25 protein-coding genes are annotated in these 21092 nt (G+C 61.8%); 3 read left to right on the top strand and 22 right to left on the bottom strand.

Annotated elements, in window-relative coordinates:
* Positions 1–10 precede the first annotated feature (10 nt).
* Positions 11–544: a PIN domain-containing protein gene (locus CAF90_RS09065; RefSeq protein ID WP_139834476.1), complete on the top strand. Its 534-nt coding sequence runs from the start codon at positions 11–13 to the stop codon at positions 542–544.
* A gap of 52 nt (positions 545–596) precedes the next feature.
* On the opposite strand, the gene CAF90_RS09060 is transcribed toward CAF90_RS09065, so the two are convergent.
* The 10 genes from CAF90_RS09060 to ccmA all read right to left on the bottom strand — a co-directional run bounded on the left by CAF90_RS09060 (position 597) and on the right by ccmA (position 7980).
* Positions 597–1004 carry a hypothetical protein gene (locus CAF90_RS09060; protein WP_085605822.1) on the bottom strand — a complete coding sequence of 136 codons (408 nt, stop codon included), beginning with the start codon at positions 1002–1004 and terminating at the stop codon, positions 597–599.
* A gap of 25 nt (positions 1005–1029) precedes the next feature.
* Positions 1030–2232, bottom strand: a complete 1203-nt coding sequence (ccmI, locus tag CAF90_RS09055) for a c-type cytochrome biogenesis protein CcmI (protein ID WP_085605820.1) — start codon at positions 2230–2232, stop codon at positions 1030–1032.
* Complete coding sequence (locus CAF90_RS09050; protein ID WP_085605818.1) at positions 2229–2699, bottom strand: cytochrome c-type biogenesis protein; 471 nt, start codon at positions 2697–2699, stop codon at positions 2229–2231. Before CAF90_RS09050 ends, ccmI begins: the two co-directional genes overlap by 4 nt.
* Complete coding sequence (locus tag CAF90_RS09045) at positions 2696–3232, bottom strand: DsbE family thiol:disulfide interchange protein (protein ID WP_085605816.1); 537 nt, start codon at positions 3230–3232, stop codon at positions 2696–2698. The genes CAF90_RS09050 and CAF90_RS09045 overlap by 4 nt, the downstream gene beginning before the upstream one ends.
* Positions 3229–5217 carry a heme lyase CcmF/NrfE family subunit gene (locus tag CAF90_RS09040; protein ID WP_007959244.1) on the bottom strand — a complete coding sequence of 663 codons (1989 nt, stop codon included), beginning with the start codon at positions 5215–5217 and terminating at the stop codon, positions 3229–3231. Before CAF90_RS09040 ends, CAF90_RS09045 begins: the two co-directional genes overlap by 4 nt.
* Before the next feature lie 3 nt (positions 5218–5220).
* A complete protein-coding gene (ccmE, locus tag CAF90_RS09035; protein WP_011333086.1) occupies positions 5221–5676 on the bottom strand; it encodes a cytochrome c maturation protein CcmE in 456 nt (151 codons plus the stop codon).
* The gene (gene ccmD / locus CAF90_RS09030) at positions 5673–5849 is read right to left on the bottom strand and encodes a heme exporter protein CcmD (RefSeq protein ID WP_007959239.1); all 177 of its coding nucleotides are present in this window, start codon (positions 5847–5849) and stop codon (positions 5673–5675) included. Before ccmD ends, ccmE begins: the two co-directional genes overlap by 4 nt.
* Positions 5846–6601, bottom strand: a complete 756-nt coding sequence (locus CAF90_RS09025) for a heme ABC transporter permease (protein ID WP_007959237.1) — start codon at positions 6599–6601, stop codon at positions 5846–5848. The genes ccmD and CAF90_RS09025 overlap by 4 nt, the downstream gene beginning before the upstream one ends.
* Before the next feature lie 78 nt (positions 6602–6679).
* Positions 6680–7348, bottom strand: coding sequence for a heme exporter protein CcmB (gene ccmB / locus CAF90_RS09020; RefSeq protein ID WP_007959235.1), 669 nt, complete (start codon positions 7346–7348; stop codon positions 6680–6682).
* Positions 7345–7980, bottom strand: coding sequence for a cytochrome c biogenesis heme-transporting ATPase CcmA (gene ccmA, locus CAF90_RS09015; RefSeq protein ID WP_007959232.1), 636 nt, complete (start codon positions 7978–7980; stop codon positions 7345–7347). Before ccmA ends, ccmB begins: the two co-directional genes overlap by 4 nt.
* Before the next feature lie 197 nt (positions 7981–8177).
* On the opposite strand from ccmA, the gene CAF90_RS09010 reads away from it, so the two are divergent.
* Together CAF90_RS09010 and CAF90_RS09005 are read left to right on the top strand one after the other, a co-directional pair.
* Positions 8178–9752 (top strand): flagellar hook-length control protein FliK, encoded by a 1575-nt coding sequence (locus CAF90_RS09010; RefSeq protein WP_085605814.1) that lies wholly within the window; start codon positions 8178–8180, stop codon positions 9750–9752.
* On the top strand, positions 9749–10078 hold the full coding sequence (locus CAF90_RS09005) for an EscU/YscU/HrcU family type III secretion system export apparatus switch protein (RefSeq protein ID WP_007959228.1): 330 nt from the start codon (positions 9749–9751) through the stop codon (positions 10076–10078). The genes CAF90_RS09010 and CAF90_RS09005 overlap by 4 nt, the downstream gene beginning before the upstream one ends.
* A gap of 186 nt (positions 10079–10264) precedes the next feature.
* Here the strand turns inward: CAF90_RS09005 and CAF90_RS09000 are convergent, their stop codons facing one another.
* From CAF90_RS09000 to fleN, 12 genes are all read right to left on the bottom strand, one after another.
* Positions 10265–10657, bottom strand: coding sequence for a DUF2802 domain-containing protein (locus CAF90_RS09000; protein ID WP_085605812.1), 393 nt, complete (start codon positions 10655–10657; stop codon positions 10265–10267).
* Positions 10658–11143 (bottom strand): chemotaxis protein CheW, encoded by a 486-nt coding sequence (locus CAF90_RS08995; RefSeq protein WP_007959223.1) that lies wholly within the window; start codon positions 11141–11143, stop codon positions 10658–10660. It lies immediately after the preceding gene.
* 84 nt (positions 11144–11227) lie between these two features.
* Entirely contained in the window at positions 11228–12181 is a 954-nt protein-coding gene (locus CAF90_RS08990; protein ID WP_085605810.1) for a CheW domain-containing protein, read from the bottom strand.
* Positions 12182–12183: 2 nt separating this feature from the next.
* Positions 12184–12972, bottom strand: coding sequence for a ParA family protein (locus CAF90_RS08985; RefSeq protein WP_007959220.1), 789 nt, complete (start codon positions 12970–12972; stop codon positions 12184–12186).
* 43 nt (positions 12973–13015) lie between these two features.
* A complete protein-coding gene (gene motD, locus CAF90_RS08980) occupies positions 13016–13906 on the bottom strand; it encodes a flagellar motor protein MotD (RefSeq protein ID WP_011333075.1) in 891 nt (296 codons plus the stop codon).
* 12 nt (positions 13907–13918) lie between these two features.
* A complete protein-coding gene (locus tag CAF90_RS08975; RefSeq protein ID WP_085605871.1) occupies positions 13919–14659 on the bottom strand; it encodes a flagellar motor protein in 741 nt (246 codons plus the stop codon).
* The gene (locus CAF90_RS08970; RefSeq protein WP_085605808.1) at positions 14659–15795 is read right to left on the bottom strand and encodes a chemotaxis response regulator protein-glutamate methylesterase; all 1137 of its coding nucleotides are present in this window, start codon (positions 15793–15795) and stop codon (positions 14659–14661) included. Before CAF90_RS08970 ends, CAF90_RS08975 begins: the two co-directional genes overlap by 1 nt.
* A gap of 49 nt (positions 15796–15844) precedes the next feature.
* Entirely contained in the window at positions 15845–18115 is a 2271-nt protein-coding gene (locus tag CAF90_RS08965) for a chemotaxis protein CheA (RefSeq protein ID WP_085605806.1), read from the bottom strand.
* Positions 18116–18154: 39 nt separating this feature from the next.
* The gene (locus tag CAF90_RS08960) at positions 18155–18943 is read right to left on the bottom strand and encodes a protein phosphatase CheZ (RefSeq protein WP_085605803.1); all 789 of its coding nucleotides are present in this window, start codon (positions 18941–18943) and stop codon (positions 18155–18157) included.
* 18 nt (positions 18944–18961) lie between these two features.
* Positions 18962–19333, bottom strand: coding sequence for a chemotaxis response regulator CheY (locus CAF90_RS08955; RefSeq protein WP_003183998.1), 372 nt, complete (start codon positions 19331–19333; stop codon positions 18962–18964).
* A 167-nt stretch (positions 19334–19500) separates the two neighbouring features.
* Entirely contained in the window at positions 19501–20241 is a 741-nt protein-coding gene (fliA, locus tag CAF90_RS08950; RefSeq protein WP_011333070.1) for an RNA polymerase sigma factor FliA, read from the bottom strand.
* Positions 20238–21068, bottom strand: coding sequence for a flagellar synthesis regulator FleN (gene fleN / locus CAF90_RS08945; protein WP_003222917.1), 831 nt, complete (start codon positions 21066–21068; stop codon positions 20238–20240). Before fleN ends, fliA begins: the two co-directional genes overlap by 4 nt.
* Between the last annotated feature and the right edge of the window lie 24 nt (positions 21069–21092).

Below are 21092 nucleotides of genomic sequence, written 5' to 3'. Positions count from 1 at the left end.
TGCATGCGTCTTGTACCCCGCCCCCTTGAGAGATTTTCTGATGTGGCTTGCGCTCTCAGGAAGATTTCGAGCGAGATGGACCCAGGAGATACACTGCGAATGGAAACGCAATCTGCTGAAGAACCGCCGTGACCTGACGATGGAACAGCTGGATCGTACGTCCGGCCTGATGGATCAAGCGATACCCGACGCCTGTGTCCATGACTATGAAGACCTGATTGCCGGACTCAGCTTGCCCGACTGCGATGATCGTCATGTTCTGGCAGCGGCCATCCGTTGCGGCGCAAGCGTGATAGTGACGTTCAACCAGAAAGACTTTCCCTGCAAAGCGCTGGAGCCTTTCGGCATCGAAGCGCAGCATCCGGACGAGTTCGTCGACAACCTCTTGGGGCTTGATCCGGCAGCAGTGGTTGCAGCGGCCCAAAAACAGCGTCGGCAGCTGAAAATGCCTGCCATGGACGTCGAACCCTTTCTTGATCTACTGCAACGACAAGGCCTGATTAAATCGGTCCAGGCACTCAGCGGCTATCACGCGATTCTTTGAAAGCTCATTACTCCACACAGCAAAACGGCGATCCAACGATCGCCGTTTTTCATTACTCCCCGAACTGCTTGCCCAGTCCCGCCGGTACGCCGTGGATGTTGGTTTCTTCCCACGGGCCGTTGGGGCTGATCGAGCGGCTCCAGCCGTTGTTCCAGCGGTAGTAGGTGCGCTGGCGGTAGAAGGTGTTGGTCTGGTCGTCGAGCACGTACACGCCCAGTTTCTGGTCCCAGTGGCTGTTGCCGCCCGGTGGCGGGGCGAAGCTGGCGGAGGTGCGCGGGACGGGTTTGGCAGGTTTGGCCGGGATGCCCGGTTTGCTTGGCGTCGGGGTGGTCGACGGGGTCGGGCTGGGTTGTGACGGCGGGATCGGCGGCAGCCGTGTGGTGGGCTCCGGTCGTTGCACCGCACATGCGCTCAAGCCCAGGGCCAGTGTGAGGACTGTGATTCGGGCGATGGCGTTCATGGCGGTGCTTTCCTGTTGGTTCCGGCTATTTGTCCGGGCTGTCGATGGTCAGTGTCTGCGGCGTGGTGGTGCTGCTGGCCAGAGGCCCGCTGCGACCGACCCACTCACCGGCGGTCGGTTGACCGGCACGGGAGATGCGCGCAACCAGTTGGACTTCGGGGAAGTTCGACAGTTTCAATTGCGGCATCATCGCGTCGGCATCGCCCAGTTCGACGGTCACCGGCAGATCGGCGACGGTCAGGCGCTTGGCTGCCAGCGGTGCCGGTGGGCCCGAGGTAGCGCGGGCAAAAATGAACACGCTGTCACCCGGTTGCACCTTGGCTTTGAGCTCGCTGGCCAGATCCACACGCACTTTCAACAACGCCGCCGCTTTCGCCGCCGGTGCCTGGGCGACCTTGCCGCCGCTGGCTTGCAGTTTCTCGGTGGCGCGGGTGATGCCGCCTTGCAGAGCCTCGCGGGATTTGTCCTGCGGCGGCAGTTGCGCCAGCAGACGGTTCCAGTAGTCGATGGCTTCCTGATAACGCTCGCCTTCAAACGCGGCGATGCCCAACAGGCCGAGGCTGGTGACTTCTTTCGGATCGGCTTTCAGCGCTTCATCGGTCAGGGCCTGAACCTTGTCCGACCATTTTTTGTTGTCGGCAAAGTACTGGGCCTGCGCCCACTGGCCGAGCAGTTCCGGCTGTCGACCGGCGAGATTGACGGCGCGCTCGAACATCTTCGCCGCGTCCGCCGGACGATCCTGAGCCATGTAGGTACGACCGAGGAAATACACGCCTTCAGCCGAATCCGGTTGCGCAGCCACGGCGCGCTCCAGACGCTGAGTCATTTCTTCCATCGACTGTGGCGCCTGGGCGAATTCCCGGGTCAGTTCAACCTTGTCGCTCGCGCCAAAGTGCAGGTATAGACCGAGACCCAACACCGGCACCAGCACGGCTGCCAGCAGCGGCAACGGCTTGCCCAAACGCGAAACCCGCGCCGGCGCCACACCTTCAGTGTCGGCAAGCAACTCACGGGCTGCTTCGGCACGGCCGCTGTCCATTTGCGCAGCGTCGAGCACGCCTTCGGCCTGCTGCGATTGCAGTTCGGCGACGCGTTCCTGATACAGCGCGACGTTGAGAGCGGTTCGATCCTCTTCACGCTGGGCGCGACGTTCACGCAGGACGGGGATCAGCAGAAAACTCAGGGCGACCAGAAGCAACAGCCCTGCGGCAAGCCAGAAATCAATCATTCTTGGTTTTTATCCAACAGTTGGTCGAGGCGCTGACGCTCTTCAGGGGACAGCGATTGCGGCGTCTCGGCGCGTTGCCCGCGACGGCGGCGGACGATCACGGCAATCACCACGAACCCACCCAGCAACAGGCCGGCCGGGCCGAACCAGAGCAACGCGGTATTGGCATTGAGCGCCGGTTTATAGCGGACGAAATCACCGTAGCGATCGACCATGAAGTCGATGATCTGCTGATTGTCCTTGCCCTCGCCGAGCATGCGGAAAATCTCTTTGCGCAGGTCGGCGGCAATCGGCGCGTTGGAATCGGCGATGTCCTGATTCTGGCATTTGGGGCAGCGCAGTTCCTTGGTCAGCTCGCGAAAACGCTCGCGATCGCCTTCTTTGGCGAACTCGTAGGTGTCGATGGCCGCGTGGGCCACGCCTGCCAGGCTCAAGCCCAGCACCACGGCAGCTAAAAAGCGCTTCATGGCTTGGCCTCATCAACCAGTGCCTGATATTTGGCCGCCAGTTTTTCCCGCCAGACCTGCTCGTCGATCACCCCGACGTACTTGTCGCGGATGATGCCCTTGGCGTCGATGAAGAAGGTTTCCGGCGCGCCATAGACACCTAGGTTCAGGCCCAGCGAGCCTTCGTCGTCGCGGATGTCGAGTTGATACGGATTGTGGAACTCGGCCAGCCACTTCAACGCATCGGCGTTGGTGTCCTTGTAGTTGATGCCGTAGATCACCACCCCGCGGTCTGCGAGTTTGTTCAGCACCGGATGCTCGACCCGGCAGGAAATGCACCAGGTACCCCAGACGTTGACCAGTGCCGGTTTGCCGAGAATGTCAGCGCGGGTCAGGGTCTTGTCGCCCTGCACCGCCGGCAGGGAAAACTCCGGGAATGGTTTGTTGATCATCGCCGACGGCAGCTCCGCCGGATCCAGATACAGACCGCGATAAAGGAATACGGCCACCAGCAGGAAAATCGCCAATGGCACCAGCATCAACCAACGTCTCATGCAGCGGCTCCTTCCATGCCCAGCGCTTCACGCACTTTGGCTTTGACCTTTACTCGATAACGCCGATCCAGCGCCGCCAGCAAACCACCGAAACCGGTCAGCAGACCGCCGAACCAGATCCAGCGCACGAACGGTTTGACGTGAACCCGCACCGCCCAGGCGCCATCGCCCAACGGTTCGCCCAAGGCGACGTAGAGGTCGCGGGTGAAACCGGCGTCGATCCCGGCCTCGGTCATCACCGAGTTCTGTACGGTGTACAGGCGTTTTTCCGGGTGCAGCACGCTGACTTCCTGACCGTTGCGGATCACCCGGACGGTGCCCTTGTCGGAGGTGAAGTTCGGGCCTTCGAAGTGCTTGGCACCCTCGAACACGAACTGATAACCGGCCAGGTCCATCGACTCGCCCGGTGCCAGACGCAGGTCACGCTCGGCGCTGTTCTGACTCGACAACACCACGCCCAGCGCGCAGACGGCGATACCGAGGTGCGCGATCTGCATGCCCCAGTAACTGCGGGTCAGGGTCGGCAGGCCTTTGATCAGGCCTTTGTGGCGAGTCTTGTCGAAGATGTCGCGCACACCGGCCAGCAACACCCAGGCCGCGAGCAGGAACGTCGCGATCACGGCCCAGTTGAAATCGCCGTAAGCGACACCGGCCACCACCGCCAGCGCCACGCTGCCCAGCAGCACCGGAGTCAGCATGCTGGCCAGCCATTTCACCGGGGTGTCTTTCCAGCGCACGATCACACCGACCGCCATCACCAGCATCAACAGCGCCATCAACGGAATGAACAACGCGTTGAAGTACGGCGGGCCGACCGACAGCTTGGCGCCGCTGATCGCATCGAGAATCAGCGGATACAGGGTGCCGAGCAGGATCATCGACGCTGCCACCACCAGCACCAGGTTGTTGCCCAGCAGCAGGGTTTCCCGTGACCACAGGTTGAAGCCGACCTGGCTCTTGACCACCGGCGCACGCAGCGCAAACAGGGTCAGCGAACCACCGACCACGAACAGCAGGAAGATCAGGATGAACACACCGCGCTCGGGATCCGAGGCAAACGCGTGCACCGAGGTCAACACGCCGGAACGCACAAGGAAAGTGCCGAGCAGGCTCAGGGAGAACGCGGCAATCGCCAGCAACACCGTCCAGCTCTTGAACACGCCACGTTTCTCGGTGACCGCCAGCGAGTGAATCAGCGCCGTGCCCACCAGCCATGGCATGAACGAGGCGTTTTCCACCGGGTCCCAGAACCACCAGCCGCCCCAGCCGAGTTCGTAGTAGGCCCACCACGAACCAAGGGTGATGCCGATGCCGAGGAAGGCCCAGGCGACGATGGTCCACGGACGCGACCAGCGTGCCCAAGCGGCATCGAGACGACCGCCGAGCAATGCGGCGATGGCGAACGCAAACGCCACCGAGAAACCGACGTAACCCATGTAGAGCATCGGCGGATGGACGATCAGGCCGATGTCCTGCAGCAACGGATTGAGGTCACGACCGTCGGCCGGGATCTGCGGCAGGATCCGCGAAAACGGGTTGGAGGTGAGGATCAGGAACAACAGGAAACCGGTGCTGATCATGCCCATTACCGCCAGCACGCGAGCGAGCATGACTTGCGGCAACTGCCGCGAGAACACCGACACCGCGAAGGTCCAGCCGCCGAGGATCAACGCCCACAGCAGAAGCGACCCTTCGTGGGCGCCCCACACCGCGCTGAACTTGTAGTACCACGGCAGCGCGCTGTTGGAGTTCATCGCGACGTAAGCCACGGAGAAGTCATCGGTCATAAAGGCGTAGGTCAGACAACCAAAGGCAAACAGCAGAAACGCAAACTGCCCCCACGCTGCCGGCTGGGCCAGGCCCATCCACAGACGATCGCCGCGCCAGGCACCGAGCAACGGCACCACGGCCTGCACCAGCGCAAAACACAGCGCGAGGATCATGGCCAGATGGCCGAGCTCGGGAATGAATATGGTGGATGTCATCGATCAACCCTCCTTCGCAGGGGTTGGCGCGGATTGACCGCTGTCCTTCAGGGCTTTGGTCACTTCCGGCGGCATGTATTTCTCGTCGTGCTTGGCCAGCACTTCATCGGCGACCACCACGCCATCGGCGTTGAGCTTGCCGAGGGCGACGATGCCCTGACCTTCGCGGAACAGATCCGGCAGGATCCCGCGATAGGTGATGGTCACGGACTTGTTGAAGTCGGTGACCACGAATTTGACGTCCAGCGAATCCGTGGAGCGTTGCAGCGAACCCTTCTCGACCATGCCGCCGGCGCGGATGCGGGTGTCCTGCGGCGCTTCGCCGTTGGCGATCTGGGTCGGGGTGTAAAACAGGTTGATGTTCTGCTGCAGGGCGCTCAAGGCCAGGCCGACGGCAGCGCCGACCCCGACCAGAATTGCCAGGATGATGATCAGACGCTTTTTACGCAGCGGATTCACTTGCCGTTCTCCCGGCGCAGACGACGCGCCTCTTGTTGCAGATAACGCTTGCGGGCCGCGATCGGCGCCGCCACGTTGAGGACCAGTACCGCCAGACAGATGCCGTAGGCCGACCAGACATACAGGCCGTGATGGCCCATGGCGAGGAAGTCGCCGAATGACGCGAAACTCATCGAGCGGCCTCCAGGCTGTTCTGCACTTCTTCTTTCACCCAACTGGCGCGGGCTTCGCGCTTGAGCACTTCAAGGCGCATGCGCAGCAACAGCACGGCGCCGAAGAAACAGTAGAAACCCAGCACCGTCAGCAGCAGCGGCAGCCACATCTCGACGGGCATCGCCGGTTTTTCGGTGAGGGTGAAGGTCGCGCCCTGGTGCAGGGTGTTCCACCACTCCACCGAGTATTTGATGATCGGAATGTTGATCACGCCGACGATGGCCAGCACCGCGCAGGCCTTGGCGGCGCTGTCGCGGTTGCTGATGGCGTTGCCCAGGGCAATGACGCCGAAATACAGGAACAGCAGAATCAGCATCGAGGTCAGCCGTGCGTCCCAGACCCACCACGAACCCCAGGTCGGCTTGCCCCAGATCGCCCCGGTGACCAGCGCCACGGCGGTCATCCACGCGCCGATCGGTGCGGCGCATTGCAGGGCGACATCGGCCAGTTTCATCTTCCACACCAGCCCGACCACACCGCACACCGCCAGCATCACGTAGATCGACTGAGCGAGCATCGCGGCGGGTACGTGGATATAGATGATGCGAAAGCTGTTGCCTTGCTGATAGTCCGGCGGCGCGAAGGCCAGGCCCCAGATGACGCCAACGGAGATCAGCAACAACGCTGCGATGCTCAACCACGGCAGCAACTTGCTGCTGATGCCGTAGAACCACTTGGGCGAGCCGAGCTTGTGAAACCAGGTCCAGTTCATACTGTTTCCATCACGGGTGCCGCTCATCGGTGTGAGCAGTCTCAGGGTCTTTGCTGGTTAAATTTTAACCAGACCTCATTATTCGCCGACGCTGATCTTCAGGCCAGCAGCTATTGCAAAGGGTGTCAGGGTTATTGCCAGGGCGGTCAGGCTACCAAGCCACAACAGATAACCAATCGCCGGCATCCCCTGCAACGCCGCCTGCAAGGCGCCACTGCCCAGGATCAACACCGGGATGTACAACGGCAGAATCAGCAGCGCCAGCAACAGGCCACCGCGTTTCAGACCGACCGTCAGCGCCGCGCCCACCGCGCCGAGCAAGCTCAGCACCGGTGTTCCCAGCAGCAACGAAAGCAGCAATACCGGCAGACACGCAGCCGGCAACCCGAGCATCAACGCCAGTAACGGCGAGAGCAAAACCAGTGCCAGCCCGGAAAAAAGCCAGTGTGCCAGCACCTTGGCCAATACCAGAAGTGGCAGGGGGTGCGGCGAAAGGACCCACTGTTCAAGGGAGCCATCTTCGAAATCACTGCGGAAGAGCCCGTCCAGCGAGAGCAGGACCGACAAAAGTGCCGCCACCCAGACTAACCCCGGGGACAAGTTTTGCAATACTTGAGTTTCCGGTCCGACGGCCAGCGGGAATAAAGCGATGACGATGGCGAAGAAAATCAGCGGATTGGCCAGCTCCGCCGGGCGGCGGAACAGCAGTCGGGATTCACGGGCAACCAGCAGGCCGAACACACTCATACCGCCCAATTCCCCAGATCGATGTCGCGATAACCGGCCGGCATACGGCTCAGCGTATGGTGCGTGGTGAGCACCACCAGCCCTCCCCGTTCGCAGTGCCCGGCCAGGTGTTCTTCAAGCTGGGCCACACCCTGCTTGTCGAGCGCGGTGAACGGTTCGTCGAGAATCCACAACGGCGGGCTGTCCAGATACAACCGCGCCAGTGCCACGCGGCGCTGCTGGCCGGCGGACAGACTGTGGCAGGGAACATCCTCGAAACCACGCAATCCAACCGCCGCCAGGGCCTGCCAGATCGCGTCGCGTTCGGCGGGTTGATGCAGGGCGCAGAGCCAAGCGAGGTTTTCTTCCGGCGTGAGCAGATCCTTGATCCCGGCGGCATGGCCGATCCACAACAGATTGCGCGCCAGCTCGCTGCGTTGCTCGCCCAGCGGCTTGCCGTTGAGCAGCACCTGACCGTCGGTCGGCTGCATCAGACCGGCCAGCAAACGCAGCAGGCTGGTCTTGCCGCTGCCGTTGGGGCCGCTGATCTGCACCATATCGCCACTGGCCAGTCTCAATTCGAGATTGTCGAAGAGCAGTCTGAGATCACGCTCACACGCGAGGGCAACGGTTTGCAGGACAGGACTGGTCAAGGGTTCACGGGCCTTATACGGTTCAAGTCGGCTCTGGCGCGGCCGTTAAAGAGTTGCAGCATAGATGCATTGACGGCTCGATCTAGAGAGCTGCGTCAAACAATTGCAATGTTTTCGCCACTCCTGGAACGACGGGCGGCATTATACATGTCGCCATCCTCTCTCCAGAGTGCATTTTCCTCAGGTTGTGTCCGCGTATGACAGGCGAAATGAACATCCTCCCGCTCCCGCCCACCACCCCGGCGACCGTTCGCCCGCAGGTGGGTGAGCTGCTGAAGTTGCTGACGCCGGTCGACGGGCTGATTGCCGCCGGCCAGAGCGCCAAGGCCGAGGTGTTGTCGCTCAAGCAGGCGGATCAGACCTTTCAGTTGCTGCTCAAGGTGACACTGGACAGCGGCCGTCAGACCACCGTGCAGGCGACCAGCAATCTGCCGCTGCCTCAGGGCACCAGCCTGGCGATCACCCAGCCGTCGGCGGGCAATCTGGCGATCACCGTGCAACAGGCCATCGCCAGCAGCGTCGCCACCCTCACCCGCATCGACACCGCGCAACTGCCGGTCGGCACGCTGCTGCAAGGCAAGGTGCTGACGGCTCAGGTCTTGCCGCAGGTACCGGGGCAACCGACGGTGTACCGCTCGATGGTCAGCCTGCTCAACACCGCGTTGAGCGGCACCACCCTGAGCATCGACAGCCCGCAACCATTGCGCATCGGCACCTTGCTGTCGGCGCTGGTGCAGGATTCGCAGACCCTGAAGTTTCTGCCGCTGAGCAATCGCCAGGAACAACTGGCGGTCAGCCAGCAACTGGTCAGTCAGCAAAGCCGTCAGGGCTCGCTCGACGGCTTGCTGAAAATGCTCCAGAACCTGCCCCCCGCCACCGATCAGACGTCCCAGGATTTGCGCGCCGCCGTGGACAAACTGCTCGCCAACCTGCCGGACGTGCAGCAACTGAGCACCCCAAAAGGTCTGGCCCAGGCGCTGGCCAACAGCGGCGTATTCCTCGAGACCAAACTGCTGACCGGGCAGACCCCGACGCTGGCCCCGGACATGAAAGCCGATCTGCTCAAGCTGATCGCCCAGCTCACCCCCGGCCTGCCCGGCAATACAAATCTGAACGCGATCATCGCCGCTAACACGCTGGCCCAGGCGCTGCCGAGCTTCGTGCGTAACGCCCTCGGCATGCTCGGTCAGGTCAGCGCGAAACCGGTGCCGAGCAGTTTCCCGCTGCCCGACCGGCTGCTGCAAAGTCTGGAAGGTGAAGGCGATCTGGAACATTTGCTGCGCCTCGCCGCAGCCGCTGTGTCGCGCCTGCAAAGTCATCAGCTGTCGAGCCTGGAACAAACCGGCGTGACCGACGACGGCCGCCTGCTCAGCACCTGGCAACTGGAAATCCCGATGCGCAATATGCAGGACATCGTGCCGTTGCAGGTCAAGTTCCAGCGCGAAGAAGAACCGGAGAAACAGGAAGCCAACGAGCAGCGCCGCGATGAGCGCGAACCGAAACAACAACTGTGGCGCGTCGATCTGGCGTTCGACATGGAACCGCTGGGGCCGATGCAGATTCAGGCGCAATTGATCAGCGGCAGCCTGTCCAGTCAGCTATGGGCCGAGCGGCCGTACACCGCGAGCCTGATCGAAAGCAATCTGACCGCCCTGCGCCAGCGCCTGCTGGATTCCGGGCTGAATGTCGGCGACATCGACTGCCACCTCGGCACCCCGCCGCAAGGCATCCAAACCCGCCTCGAACACCGCTGGGTCGACGAAACCGCATGAATGACACCACCGCTCCACGCCAGGCCATCGCCCTCAAATACGACGGCAGCCACGCCCCGACTCTTACCGCCAAGGGCGACGAAGAACTGGCCGAAGAAATCCTGCGCATCGCCCGCGACTGTGAAGTGCCGATCTACGAAAACGCCGAGCTGGTGAAGTTGCTGGCGCGGATGGAACTGGGCGACAGCATCCCCGAAGAGCTGTACCGCACGATCGCCGAGATCATCGCCTTTGCCTGGAACCTCAAGGGCAAGTTCCCGGCGGGACACAACCCGGATGCACCGATGGTCGAGAAAGACGTCACCGAACGCGGCGACGATTACTGAAGGCAAAAAAAAAACGCAGTCATCGATGACTGCGTTTTTTTCGCTGATTGTTCCCACGCTCTGCGTGGGAACACCCGCCCGTGACGCTCTGCGTCACCCATCACACGCGGAACGCGGAGCGTCCCAAGATGCATTCCCACGCAGACGGTTCGACGCCTCGACGTGGGAACGATCTCGGTGTGACAACTAGTTCTTGTGCAACTTGCGCATCAATTCCGCCTCAGCCTGGGTCAACCCGCAGGACTGAGTCAGCTCATCGACGCTCGCGCCCATTCCCACCAGTTTAGCCGCCTGGGCGAATGACAGGCTGGAAGGATCGCGCTGTTCGAGCTGGGCGAGTTTGTCCGGGATCGGACCGACCACCGAGCGCAGCTCGTGCAGGGCTTCGCCCATGCGCACGTTGCCGTTCTGGTAATCGTCGACACGCTTGGCCAGGTCCTTGATGCGCTGATCACGCAGCGCATCGCCCTGGGCCTGTTGCGCAGCGATCACGCGCTGCGCCTTGATGTACGCCAGAAACATCGCCAGCGTGCCTGCCCAGAACAGGAACAGGACAATGACCGCTACCTCGAGAATCAATCAGATGTTCTCCAGTTCCGACCATTCTTCTTCGCTCATCATCTTGTCCAGCTCGACCAGGATCAGCAACTCGTTGTTCTTGTTGCACACGCCCTGGATGAACTTGGCCGATTCTTCGTTACCGACGTTCGGTGCGGTCTCGATTTCCGACTGACGCAGGTAAACCACTTCAGCCACGCTGTCGACCATGATGCCGACGACTTGCTTGTCGGCTTCGATGATAACGATACGGGTGTTGTCGCTGATCTCACCGCTCATCAGGCCGAAGCGCTGACGGGTATCGATCACGGTCACCACGTTGCCGCGCAGGTTGATGATGCCCAGTACGTAGCTTGGCGCACCCGGCACCGGAGCGATCTCGGTGTAGCGCAGGACTTCCTGAACGCGCATCACGTTGATGCCGTAGGTTTCGTTGTCCAGCTTGAAGGTCACCCATTGCAGGATCGGATCTTCGGAACCCTTTGCCGCCGTAGCCTTGTCGTTCATACCCTAGCCCCTCGAAATACCGCAATGGCGGTGTGTGTCTCGTGTGCCGGCGGTGAATGCCGGTACATGTCTGTTATGTAAGTGTTATGTCGGTTTGTGGTTCGGCTTACTGCCGGACATGTGCTTTGCCCCACCGCTGGCGATCAACTCGGCCAGAGCGGAAACATCAAGCAAGGCGCACATGTGTTCAATCACCGTGCCGGCGAGCCATGGCCGCTGACCCCGGTGACTTCTCCATTTGATTTCATTCGGGTCCAGGCGCAACGAGCGACTGACCTGATGCACCGCCAGGCCCCACTCGTAACCCTGCACCGAAATCACGTATTGCAGGCCCTGACGGAAGTCATCGCGGTAGCGATCCGGCATGACCCAGCGTGCGGTGTCCAGCACCTTCAGGTTGCCGGCCTGGCTCGGCAGAATCCCGAGGAACCATTCCGGCTGACCGAACAGCGGCGTCAGCTCATGGCCGGCCAGCGAATAGATCGAGCCCAGGCACACCAGCGGCACGGCCAGGGTCAACCCGGCGACGTCGAACAGCAGGCATTCGAAGGCTTCCGAAGCCCAGGCCGGACGACCGTCGGTTTCCACCGGTGGTGGCGTGTTGCTGGGCGGCAGATGCACTTCCACCAGCGGCGCAACCAGGGTCGGCTCGACCGGGGCTGGCGCAGGCGCTACAGGCTCAGGTTCTGGCGCTGCCGGAACCGGAGGCGCTTGCAGAAGTTGGGTTTGCAGCAGCGGCGCCAGCGTCGATACCACGCGCACCGGCTCCGGCTCTTTGATCAGGGTCGCAGGCGCTTTGGCTACTACAGCGGCAGGCGCTACAACCGGGGCAATCGGCCGGGCAGCTTTTTGCGCATCCCGGGCCTGCTCTTCAAGCACGGCAGCCTGGAATTCATCGAGTGCCGCAGCGGTCTCGACCACCTCGACCGGCGCTGCGATTTCCTGCTCGACCTCGTCCGTCACTTCCTGCAGCAAGCCGTCCAGATAGGACTGCAACGCCAGTTGCGGCTTCGACGTCAGCTTGATCGGCCGATTCATGCTCAAGCCACCTGCGGAACGAGTTGCTGCGCCAGCAGATGCTTGAGCAGCGCGCGGTAAGCCAGCACGCCACGGCTCTTGCCGTCGAACTGCGAAGGGGTGACACCGGCACGACTGGCGTCGCGCAGACGGGTATCGACCGGGATGTAACCCTGCCAGATCTCGTCGGGGAATTTGTCGCGCAGCACGCGCAAGGTGCCCATCGACGCTTGGGTACGACGGTCGAACAGGGTCGGCACGATGCTGAACGGCAGCGCCTGTTTGCGCGAGCGGTTGATCATCGCCAGGGTGTTGACCATACGCTCCAGGCCTTTGACGGCCAGATGTTCGGTCTGCACCGGGATCACCAGTTGCTGACTGGCGGCCAGGGCGTTGACCATCAGCACGCCGAGCAACGGCGGGCTGTCGATGATCGCGTAATCGAAGTCCTGCCACAGCTGCGCCAGACTCTTGGCGATCACCAGGCCCAGCCCACTTTGCCCCGGCGACTGGCGCTCGAGGGTGGCCAGCGCAGTGCTCGACGGCAACAGGGAAATGCGTTCGTCGCTGGTCGACAGCAGCAGTTGGCCCGGCAGGCCTTGCGGCACGCTGCCCTTGTGCAGAAACAGGTCGTAGTTGCTGTGTTCCAGGCTGTCGGGGTCGTAACCGAAATAGCTGGTCATCGAGCCGTGCGGGTCGAGATCGACCACGACCACGCGCTTGCCCGCCTCTGCCAGCAAACCGGCTAAAGCGATGGAAGAAGTGGTTTTACCAACACCACCCTTTTGATTGGCGACTGCCCAGACTCTCATTCAGATCGTTCCTCCCGGCCGGGATACTCGGCCGAGACATGGTTCAGCGTATTAATGCGGGCGACGGAGAATTGACGGCACTCTCGCGTCCCGGCGTCTTGACCGGGGTCGGTGCAGTTTGTGTGCCAGCACGCTTCAACGCGGCATCCGGTTGCGCATGGGCGGTTCCGGTGCCGGTCAGGCTGCGGCGCACATCAAGATTGCGCGACACCACCAGCACCACACGACGGTTCTTCGCCCGGCCTTCGGCGGTGGCGTTGTTGGCCACCGGCTGGAATTCGCCGTAGCCCACCGACGCCAGGCGGCCAGGGTTTACGCCCTGCATCGCCAGCATGCGCACGATGCTCGCCGAACGCGCCGAGGACAGCTCCCAGTTGGTCGGATACTGCGCGGTGCGGATCGGTTGATCGTCGGTGAAGCCTTCGACGTGGATCGGGTTGTCGAACGGTTTGAGGATCGCCGCGACCTTGTCGATGATGTTGAACGCGATGTCGCTCGGCATCGCATCACCGCTGCCGAACAACAGGCTGGAGTTGAGTTCGATCTCGACCCACAGCTCGTTGCCGCGCACGGTCATCTGGTTCGAGGAGATCAGGTCGCCGAACGCGGCGCTGATGTCATCGGCGATGCTTTTCAGCGGATCGCTGGCCCCGGCGATGCCGGCGTCGACCTGTTCGGCGTCCTTGACCAGCGGCTTGGCCGGGGTCACGGTCTTCGGTCGTTCTTCACCGATCGGGATCGGCTTGAGCGCGCGGTCGGAGTCGGTGAAGACCCCGATCAGCGCTTCGGAGATGATCTTGTACTTGCCTTCGTTGATCGACGAGATGGAGTACATCACCACGAAAAAGGCAAAGAGCAAGGTAATGAAGTCGGCGTAGGAAACCAGCCAACGTTCATGGTTTACGTGCTCTTCATGCTGGCGACGACGTGCCATGAGGTTAGTCCCTTAATCCATGAAGCCCTGAAGCTTCAACTCGATGGAGCGTGGGTTTTCACCTTCAGCGATCGACAAAATACCTTCCAACAACATTTCGCGATAACGCGACTGTCGCAACGCGATTGACTTGAGCTTGGCTGCAACCGGCAACAGGATCAGGTTGGCACTGGCCACACCGTAGATGGTGGCGACGAACGCGACCGCAATACCGTTGCCCAGTTGCGACGGATCGGCCAGGTTGCCCATCACGTGGATCAGGCCCATCACCGCACCGATGATGCCGATGGTCGGCGCGTAGCCGCCCATGCTTTCAAACACTTTGGCGGCCTCGATGTCGCGGGCTTCCTGAGTGTAGAAATCCACTTCGAGGATGCTGCGGATCGCTTCCGGCTCGGCGCCGTCGACCAGCAGTTGCAGGCCCTTGCGCGAGTAGGCGTCAGGCTCGGCATCCGCCACGCCTTCCAGGCCCAGCAGGCCTTCCTTGCGGGCGGTGAGGCTCCAGTTGACCACGCGGTCGATGCCGCCGGCCAGGTCCACACGCGGCGGGAAAAAGATCCAGGCCAGAATCTGCATGGCGCGCTTGAACGCGCTCATCGGCGATTGCAGCAGCGCGGCACCGACGGTGCCACCGAGCACGATCAGCGCTGCCGGGCCGTTGGCCAGTGCGCCGAGGTGACCACCTTCCAGGTAGTTGCCGCCGATGATGGCGACGAACGCCATGATGATCCCGATAAGGCTTAGAACATCCATCAGACGCATGCCTCGACGATGTGCTTGCCGATATCGTCCAGGCTGTACACCGCGTCGGCGAGGTCAGCTTTGACGATGGCCATCGGCATGCCGTAGATCACACAACTGGCTTCGTCCTGAGCCCAGACCGTGCTGCCGCCCTGCTTGAGCAGGCGTGCACCTTCGCGGCCGTCGGCGCCCATGCCGGTCAGTACCACCGCCAGAACTTTGTCACTGTAGGATTTGGCTGCAGAACCGAAGGTGATGTCCACGCACGGCTTGTAGTTCAGACGCTCGTCGCCCGGCAGGATTTTCACCGCGCCACGGCCGTCGATCATCATCTGCTTGCCACCCGGTGCCAGCAGCGCCAGGCCCGGACGCAGGATGTCGCCATCCTCGGCTTCCTTGACGCTGATGCGGCACAGCTTGTCCAGACGTTCGGCGAAAGCCTTGGTGAAGGCCGCCGGCATGTGCTGGATCAGCACGATCGGCGCCGGGAAGCTGGCCGGCAATTGAGTCAGAACCCGTTGCAGGGCAACCGGGCCACCGGTCGACGTACCAATCGCCACGAGCTTGTAGTTTTTGCGTTTCGGGGCCGGCGACGAAGCGCTGGCCGCTGGCGCGCGAGTCGGTGCAGGCGCAGGTGCCGGACGGGCCGGAGCACTGTGGCTGCCAAAGCTCGACGGCGCCGCTGCCGGAGTCGGCGCAGGTGCAGGTGCAGCGGCAGGCGCCGGCGCACTGTAGGCACTGAAACGACGGTTGCTGCGCGAGATGCTGTGAACCTTCTCGCACAGCAGTTGCTTGACCTTCTCCGGATTGCGGGAGATGTCTTCGAAATTCTTCGGCAGGAAATCCACCGCGCCGGCATCCAGCGCATCCAGGGTGACCCGGGCGCCTTCGTGCGTCAGCGAGGAGAACATCAACACCGGCGTCGGGCAGCGCTGCATGATGTGCCGCACGGCCGTGATGCCATCCATCATCGGCATCTCGTAGTCCATGGTGATCACGTCCGGCTTGAGGGCCAGGGCCTGATCGATCGCCTCTTTACCGTTGGTTGCCGTGCCGACAACCTGGATGCTCGGATCCGCTGAAAGAATTTCCGAGACGCGGCGGCGGAAAAAACCCGAATCGTCCACCACCAGGACTTTGACTGCCATAAACACTCCATTAGGTGCGGCGGGACGTTGTCGCCCCGCCGCCCCGGATTCAAATACGCCGTGCGGCGTAACGCTTGAGCATGCTCGGAACATCGAGAATCAGTGCAATGCGGCCGTCACCGGTGATGGTGGCGCCGGACATGCCCGGAGTTCCCTGGAGCATCTTGCCCAATGGCTTGATGACCACTTCTTCCTGGCCGACCAGTTGATCGACGACGAAGCCGATCCGCTGAGTGCCCACCGAAAGGATCACCACATGGCCTTCACGCTGCTCTTCGTGAGCGGCGGAGCTGACCAGCCAGCGCTTGAGGTAGAACAATGGCAGCGCCTTGTCCCGCACGATCACCACTTCCTGGCCGTCCACCACGTTGGTGGTCGACAGGTCGAGGTGGAAGATTTCGTTGACGTTCACCAGCGGGAACGCGAACGCCTGATTGCCGAGCATCACCATCAGGGTCGGCATGATCGCCAGCGTCAGCGGCACCTTGATGACGATCTTCGAGCCCTGGCCCTTGGTCGAGTAGATGTTGATCGAACCGTTGAGCTGGGAAATCTTGGTCTTCACCACGTCCATGCCGACACCGCGGCCGGACACGTCGGAGATCTCGGTCTTGGTCGAGAAACCCGGGGCGAAAATCAGGTTGTAGCACTCGGTGTCGCTCAGGCGATCGGCGGCATCCTTGTCCATCACACCGCGTTTTACGGCGATGGCGCGCAGGACGTTCGGGTCCATGCCTTTGCCGTCGTCGGAGATCGACAGCAGGATGTGGTCGCCTTCCTGCTCGGCCGCCAGGATCACCTTGCCGCCACGGGCCTTGCCCGAGGCTTCGCGCTCTTCCGGCGACTCGATGCCGTGGTCGACCGCGTTGCGCACCAAGTGGACCAGCGGGTCGGCCAGTGCCTCGACGAGGTTCTTGTCGAGGTCGGTCTCTTCGCCCACCAGTTCCAGGTTGATCTCTTTCTTGAGCTGGCGTGCCAGGTCGCGAACCAGACGCGGGAAGCGGCCGAAGACTTTCTTGATCGGCTGCATCCGGGTCTTCATGACGGCGGTCTGCAAGTCGGCGGTGACCACGTCGAGGTTCGACACGGCCTTCTGCATCGACTCGTCGCCGCTGTTAAGGCCCAGGCGCACCAGACGGTTACGTACCAGCACCAGCTCGCCGACCATGTTCATGATTTCGTCGAGACGTGCAGTGTCCACACGCACGGTAGTCTCGGCTTCGCTCGCCGGTTTTTCCGGTGGAGGAGTCGCCGGTGCACGGGCCGGAGCCGGTGCCGCAGCGGCAGCCGGTTTGGCCGGTTCGGCTTTCGGCTCAGGCGCTTTTGCAGCAGGTTTTGCCGCAGCGGCCGGGGCCTTCGCAGCAGGCGCTGCAACCGCCGAAGCATTGCCGGCCGTCACGACGGCACCGGTGGCGACGTCAGTGAACTTGCCTTTGCCATGCAGATCGTCGAGCAGCGATTCGAACTCGTGATCGCTGATCAGATCGCTACCGGCCGCAGCCGCTGCCGGAGCAGCCGTCGCAGGAACCGAAGCAATTGCCGATTCCAGTGCATCGACGGCAAAGTTGCCCTTGCCGTGCAACTGATCGAGCAAGGCTTCGAATTCGTCGTCGGTGATGTCCGAGCTGTCGCCCGCCGCCGGAGCAGCCGGTGCAGCAGCGGCCGGAGCCACAGCGTCGGCCGCGAACTGGCCTTTGCCATGCAACTGGTCGAGCAGCGACTCGAACTCCGCGTCGGTGATTTCATCGCTGGCCGCTTCGGTGGAAGCAGGTGCAGCGGCAGCCGCCGGGGCTTCGGCTTCGGCCTTGACGGCGTTCAGCGAGTCCAGCAACTGTTCAAATTCGTTATCGGTGATGTCACCCGAATCGCCTTCGACGACCAGTTCTTCGATCATCTCGGCAACAGGCGAAGCCGGGGCTTCATCCGCCGATTGCGGTTCGGCCAGACGCGCCAGGGCGGCCAGCAGTTCCGGGGTGGCGGCGGTGATCGGGCTGCGATCGCGGACTTCGCTGAACATGCTGTTCACCGCGTCCAGCGCTTCGAGCACCACGTCCATCAGTTCTGCATCGACGCGTCGTTCACCCTTGCGCAGGATGTCGAACACGTTTTCGGCGATGTGACAGCACTCCACCAGCTCGTTGAGCTGAAGGAAGCCGGCGCCCCCTTTTACAGTGTGGAAACCGCGAAAAATTGCGTTGAGCAGATCTGCGTCATCCGGGCGGCTTTCCAGCTCGACCAGTTGTTCGGACAGTTGCTCAAGAATCTCGCCGGCCTCAACCAGGAAATCCTGAAGGATCTCTTCATCGGCGCCGAAGCTCATTAATGGGGTGCTCCTACAGGTCTAAAAACCCAAAAAAACTCAAAATCCAAGGCTGGATAGCAAATCGTCCACATCGTCCTGACCGGACACAACGTCTTCTCGTTTATCGGCATGAATCTGCGGACCTTCACCCTGCGAGAGATGTTTTTGTGGATCTTTTTCAGCAAGCATCGCCGCACGGTCATGTTCGATGCCCGCAAAGCGGTCCACCTGGCTGGCCATGAGCACGAGTTTGAGCAGGTTGCTTTCGACTTCGGTGACCAATTGGGTCACGCGCTTGATCACCTGACCGGTGAGGTCCTGGTAATCCTGGGCGAGCAGAATGTCGTTCAGATTGCTCGACACCGCGCGGTTGTCCGCGCTGCTGCGTGCCAGAAAACCGTCGACCCGGCGCGCCAGTTCACGGAACTCTTCAGCCCCTACCTCACGGCGCATGAAGCGGCTCCAATCGGCGCTCAAGGCCTGGGCTTCGTCAGCCAGGCCATTGACCACAGGGGTCGCGCTTTCCACCAGATCCATGGTGCGGTTGGCGGCAGCTTCGGTCAGTTTGACCACGTAGCCCAGGCGCTCGGTAGCGTCGGTGATTTGCGACACTTCCTCGGCCTGCGGCATGTGCGGATCGATCTGGAAATTGACGATCGCACTGTGCAGTTCACGCGTGAGCTTGCCCACTTCCTGGTACAGGCCACGGTCACGGGTCTGATTGAGCTCATGGATCAGTTGCACAGCGTCGCCGAACTTGCCTTTTTCAAGGCTCTCGACCAGTTCGACCGCGTGTTTTTTCAGGGTCGACTCAAAATCGCCCTGTGAAGATTCGTTATGCTCCATAGCTCCCCCGCGCGTTCATCAGCCGATGCGTTCGAAAATCTTCTCGATTTTTTCTTTCAACGCCTGGGCCGTGAAAGGTTTGACCACGTAGCCGTTAACGCCGGCCTGGGCCGCTTCGATGATCTGCTCGCGCTTGGCTTCAGCGGTCACCATCAGCACCGGCAGGTGCTTGAGCTTTTCATCGGCACGCACGTGGCGCAGCAGGTCGATACCGGTCATGCCGGGCATGTTCCAGTCGGTCACCAGAAAGTCGATGCTGCCGCTGTTGAGTACCGGAATGGCAGTGGTGCCATCGTCGGCTTCAACGGTGTTGGTGAACCCCAGATCACGCAACAGGTTCTTGATGATCCGCCGCATCGTTGAGAAGTCATCAACGATGAGGATTTTCATGTCTTTGTTCAATTCGACCTCCAAGCAGTCTTAAACGCGCCCAGCACCTGGACGCGCCATTTCAATCAATCCGGCAAAACACTCGATGACTGTCTGGAGCACAACAGATCGAGACCGGTGCCGTTCACCACCGCACCAGCCTCGTTCGCAGTGTCCCCACACTGCCTTCAGCGCGCTCGCCACTCCCCCAAACGCCCCCGCAAGCGGGCCGCGCACTGGCTGTGTAACTGGCTGACCCGCGATTCACTGACGCCAAGGACTTCACCGATCTCCTTGAGGTTCAGCTCTTCGTCGTAGTACAGCGCCAACACCAGTCGCTCACGCTCCGGCAAATTGGCAATCGCGTCCGCCAGCGCGGCCTGGAAACGTTCGTCTTCCAGATCGCGCGACGGCTCCAGATGAGCACTGGCGCCATCCTCGTGCAGCCCTTCGTGTTCGCCGTCCTGCAACAGGTCGTCGAAACTGAACAGCCGGCTGCCCAGGGTGTCGTTCAAAATCCCGTAGTAATCGTCGAGACTCAATTGGAGTTCGGCCGCAACTTCGTGATCTTTAGCGTCACGGCCGGTTTTAGCTTCAATCGAGCGAATTGCGTCGCTGACCATACGGGTATTGCGGTGAACCGAGCGTGGCGCCCAGTCCCCCTTACGGACTTCATCGAGCATCGCACCGCGGATCCGGATGCCCGCGTACGTTTCAAAACTGGCGCCCTTGCTGGCGTCGTATTTGGTCGAGACTTCGAGCAGGCCGATCATCCCGGCCTGGATCAGGTCTTCGACCTGCACACTGGCCGGCAATCGCGCCAGCAAGTGGTAGGCGATGCGTTTGACCAGTGGCGCGTAACGCTCGATCAGCTCGTACTGCGCGTCACGCGCCGACTTCTTGTAGAAATTCATACCGCTGGCGGTCATAGCACAGGTCCTGCCGTTTGCTGCACGAGGCGCTCGACGAAAAATTCGAGGTGGCCGCGCGGGTTGGCGGGCAGCGGCCAGGTGTCGACCTTCTGTGCGATCGCCTTGAACGCCAGTGCGCACTTGGAACGCGGGAAGGCTTCATAGACCGCACGCTGCTTCTGCACCGCCTTGCGCACGCTTTCGTCGTAGGGCACCGCGCCGACGTATTGTAGGGCGACGTCGAGGAAGCGATCCGTGACCTTGGTCAACTTGGCGAACAGATTGCGACCTTCCTGCGGGCTCTGGGCCATGTTGGCCAGGACGCGGAAGCGGTTCATGCCGTAATCGCGGTTCAGCAGTTTGATCAGCGCGTAGGCGTCAGTGATCGAAGTCGGCTCGTCGCAGACCACCAGCAACACTTCTTGCGCTGCGCGAACGAAACTGACTACCGAGTCACCAATACCCGCAGCGGTGTCGATCACCAGTACATCGAGATTGTCGCCGATGTCGCTGAACGCCTGAATCAGGCCGGCATGCTGGGCCGGGCTCAGGTGAACCATGCTCTGGGTGCCGGAAGCGGCCGGCACGATGCGGATCCCGCCGGGGCCTTGCAACAGCACGTCGCGCAGCTCGCAGCGGCCTTCGATCACGTCGGCCAGGGTGCGTTTGGGTGTGAGGCCCAGCAGAACGTCGACGTTCGCCAGCCCCAGGTCGGCGTCCAGCAGCATGACCCGACGGCCAAGCTCTGCCAGCGCCAGGGACAAGTTCACTGACACATTAGTCTTGCCGACGCCACCTTTGCCGCCGGTCACCGCGATCACCTGTACGGGATGCATGCTGCCCATGTTATTTCTTTACCTTGTCTTGCA

It is taken from the genome of Pseudomonas sp. B37(2017) (assembly GCF_002112885.1).
GTDB classification, from domain to species: Bacteria; Pseudomonadota; Gammaproteobacteria; order Pseudomonadales; family Pseudomonadaceae; genus Aquipseudomonas; species Aquipseudomonas paraglycinae.
The sequence above is the reverse complement of the archived record's forward strand: the minus strand, read 5'-3'. Positions and strand labels throughout refer to the sequence as shown.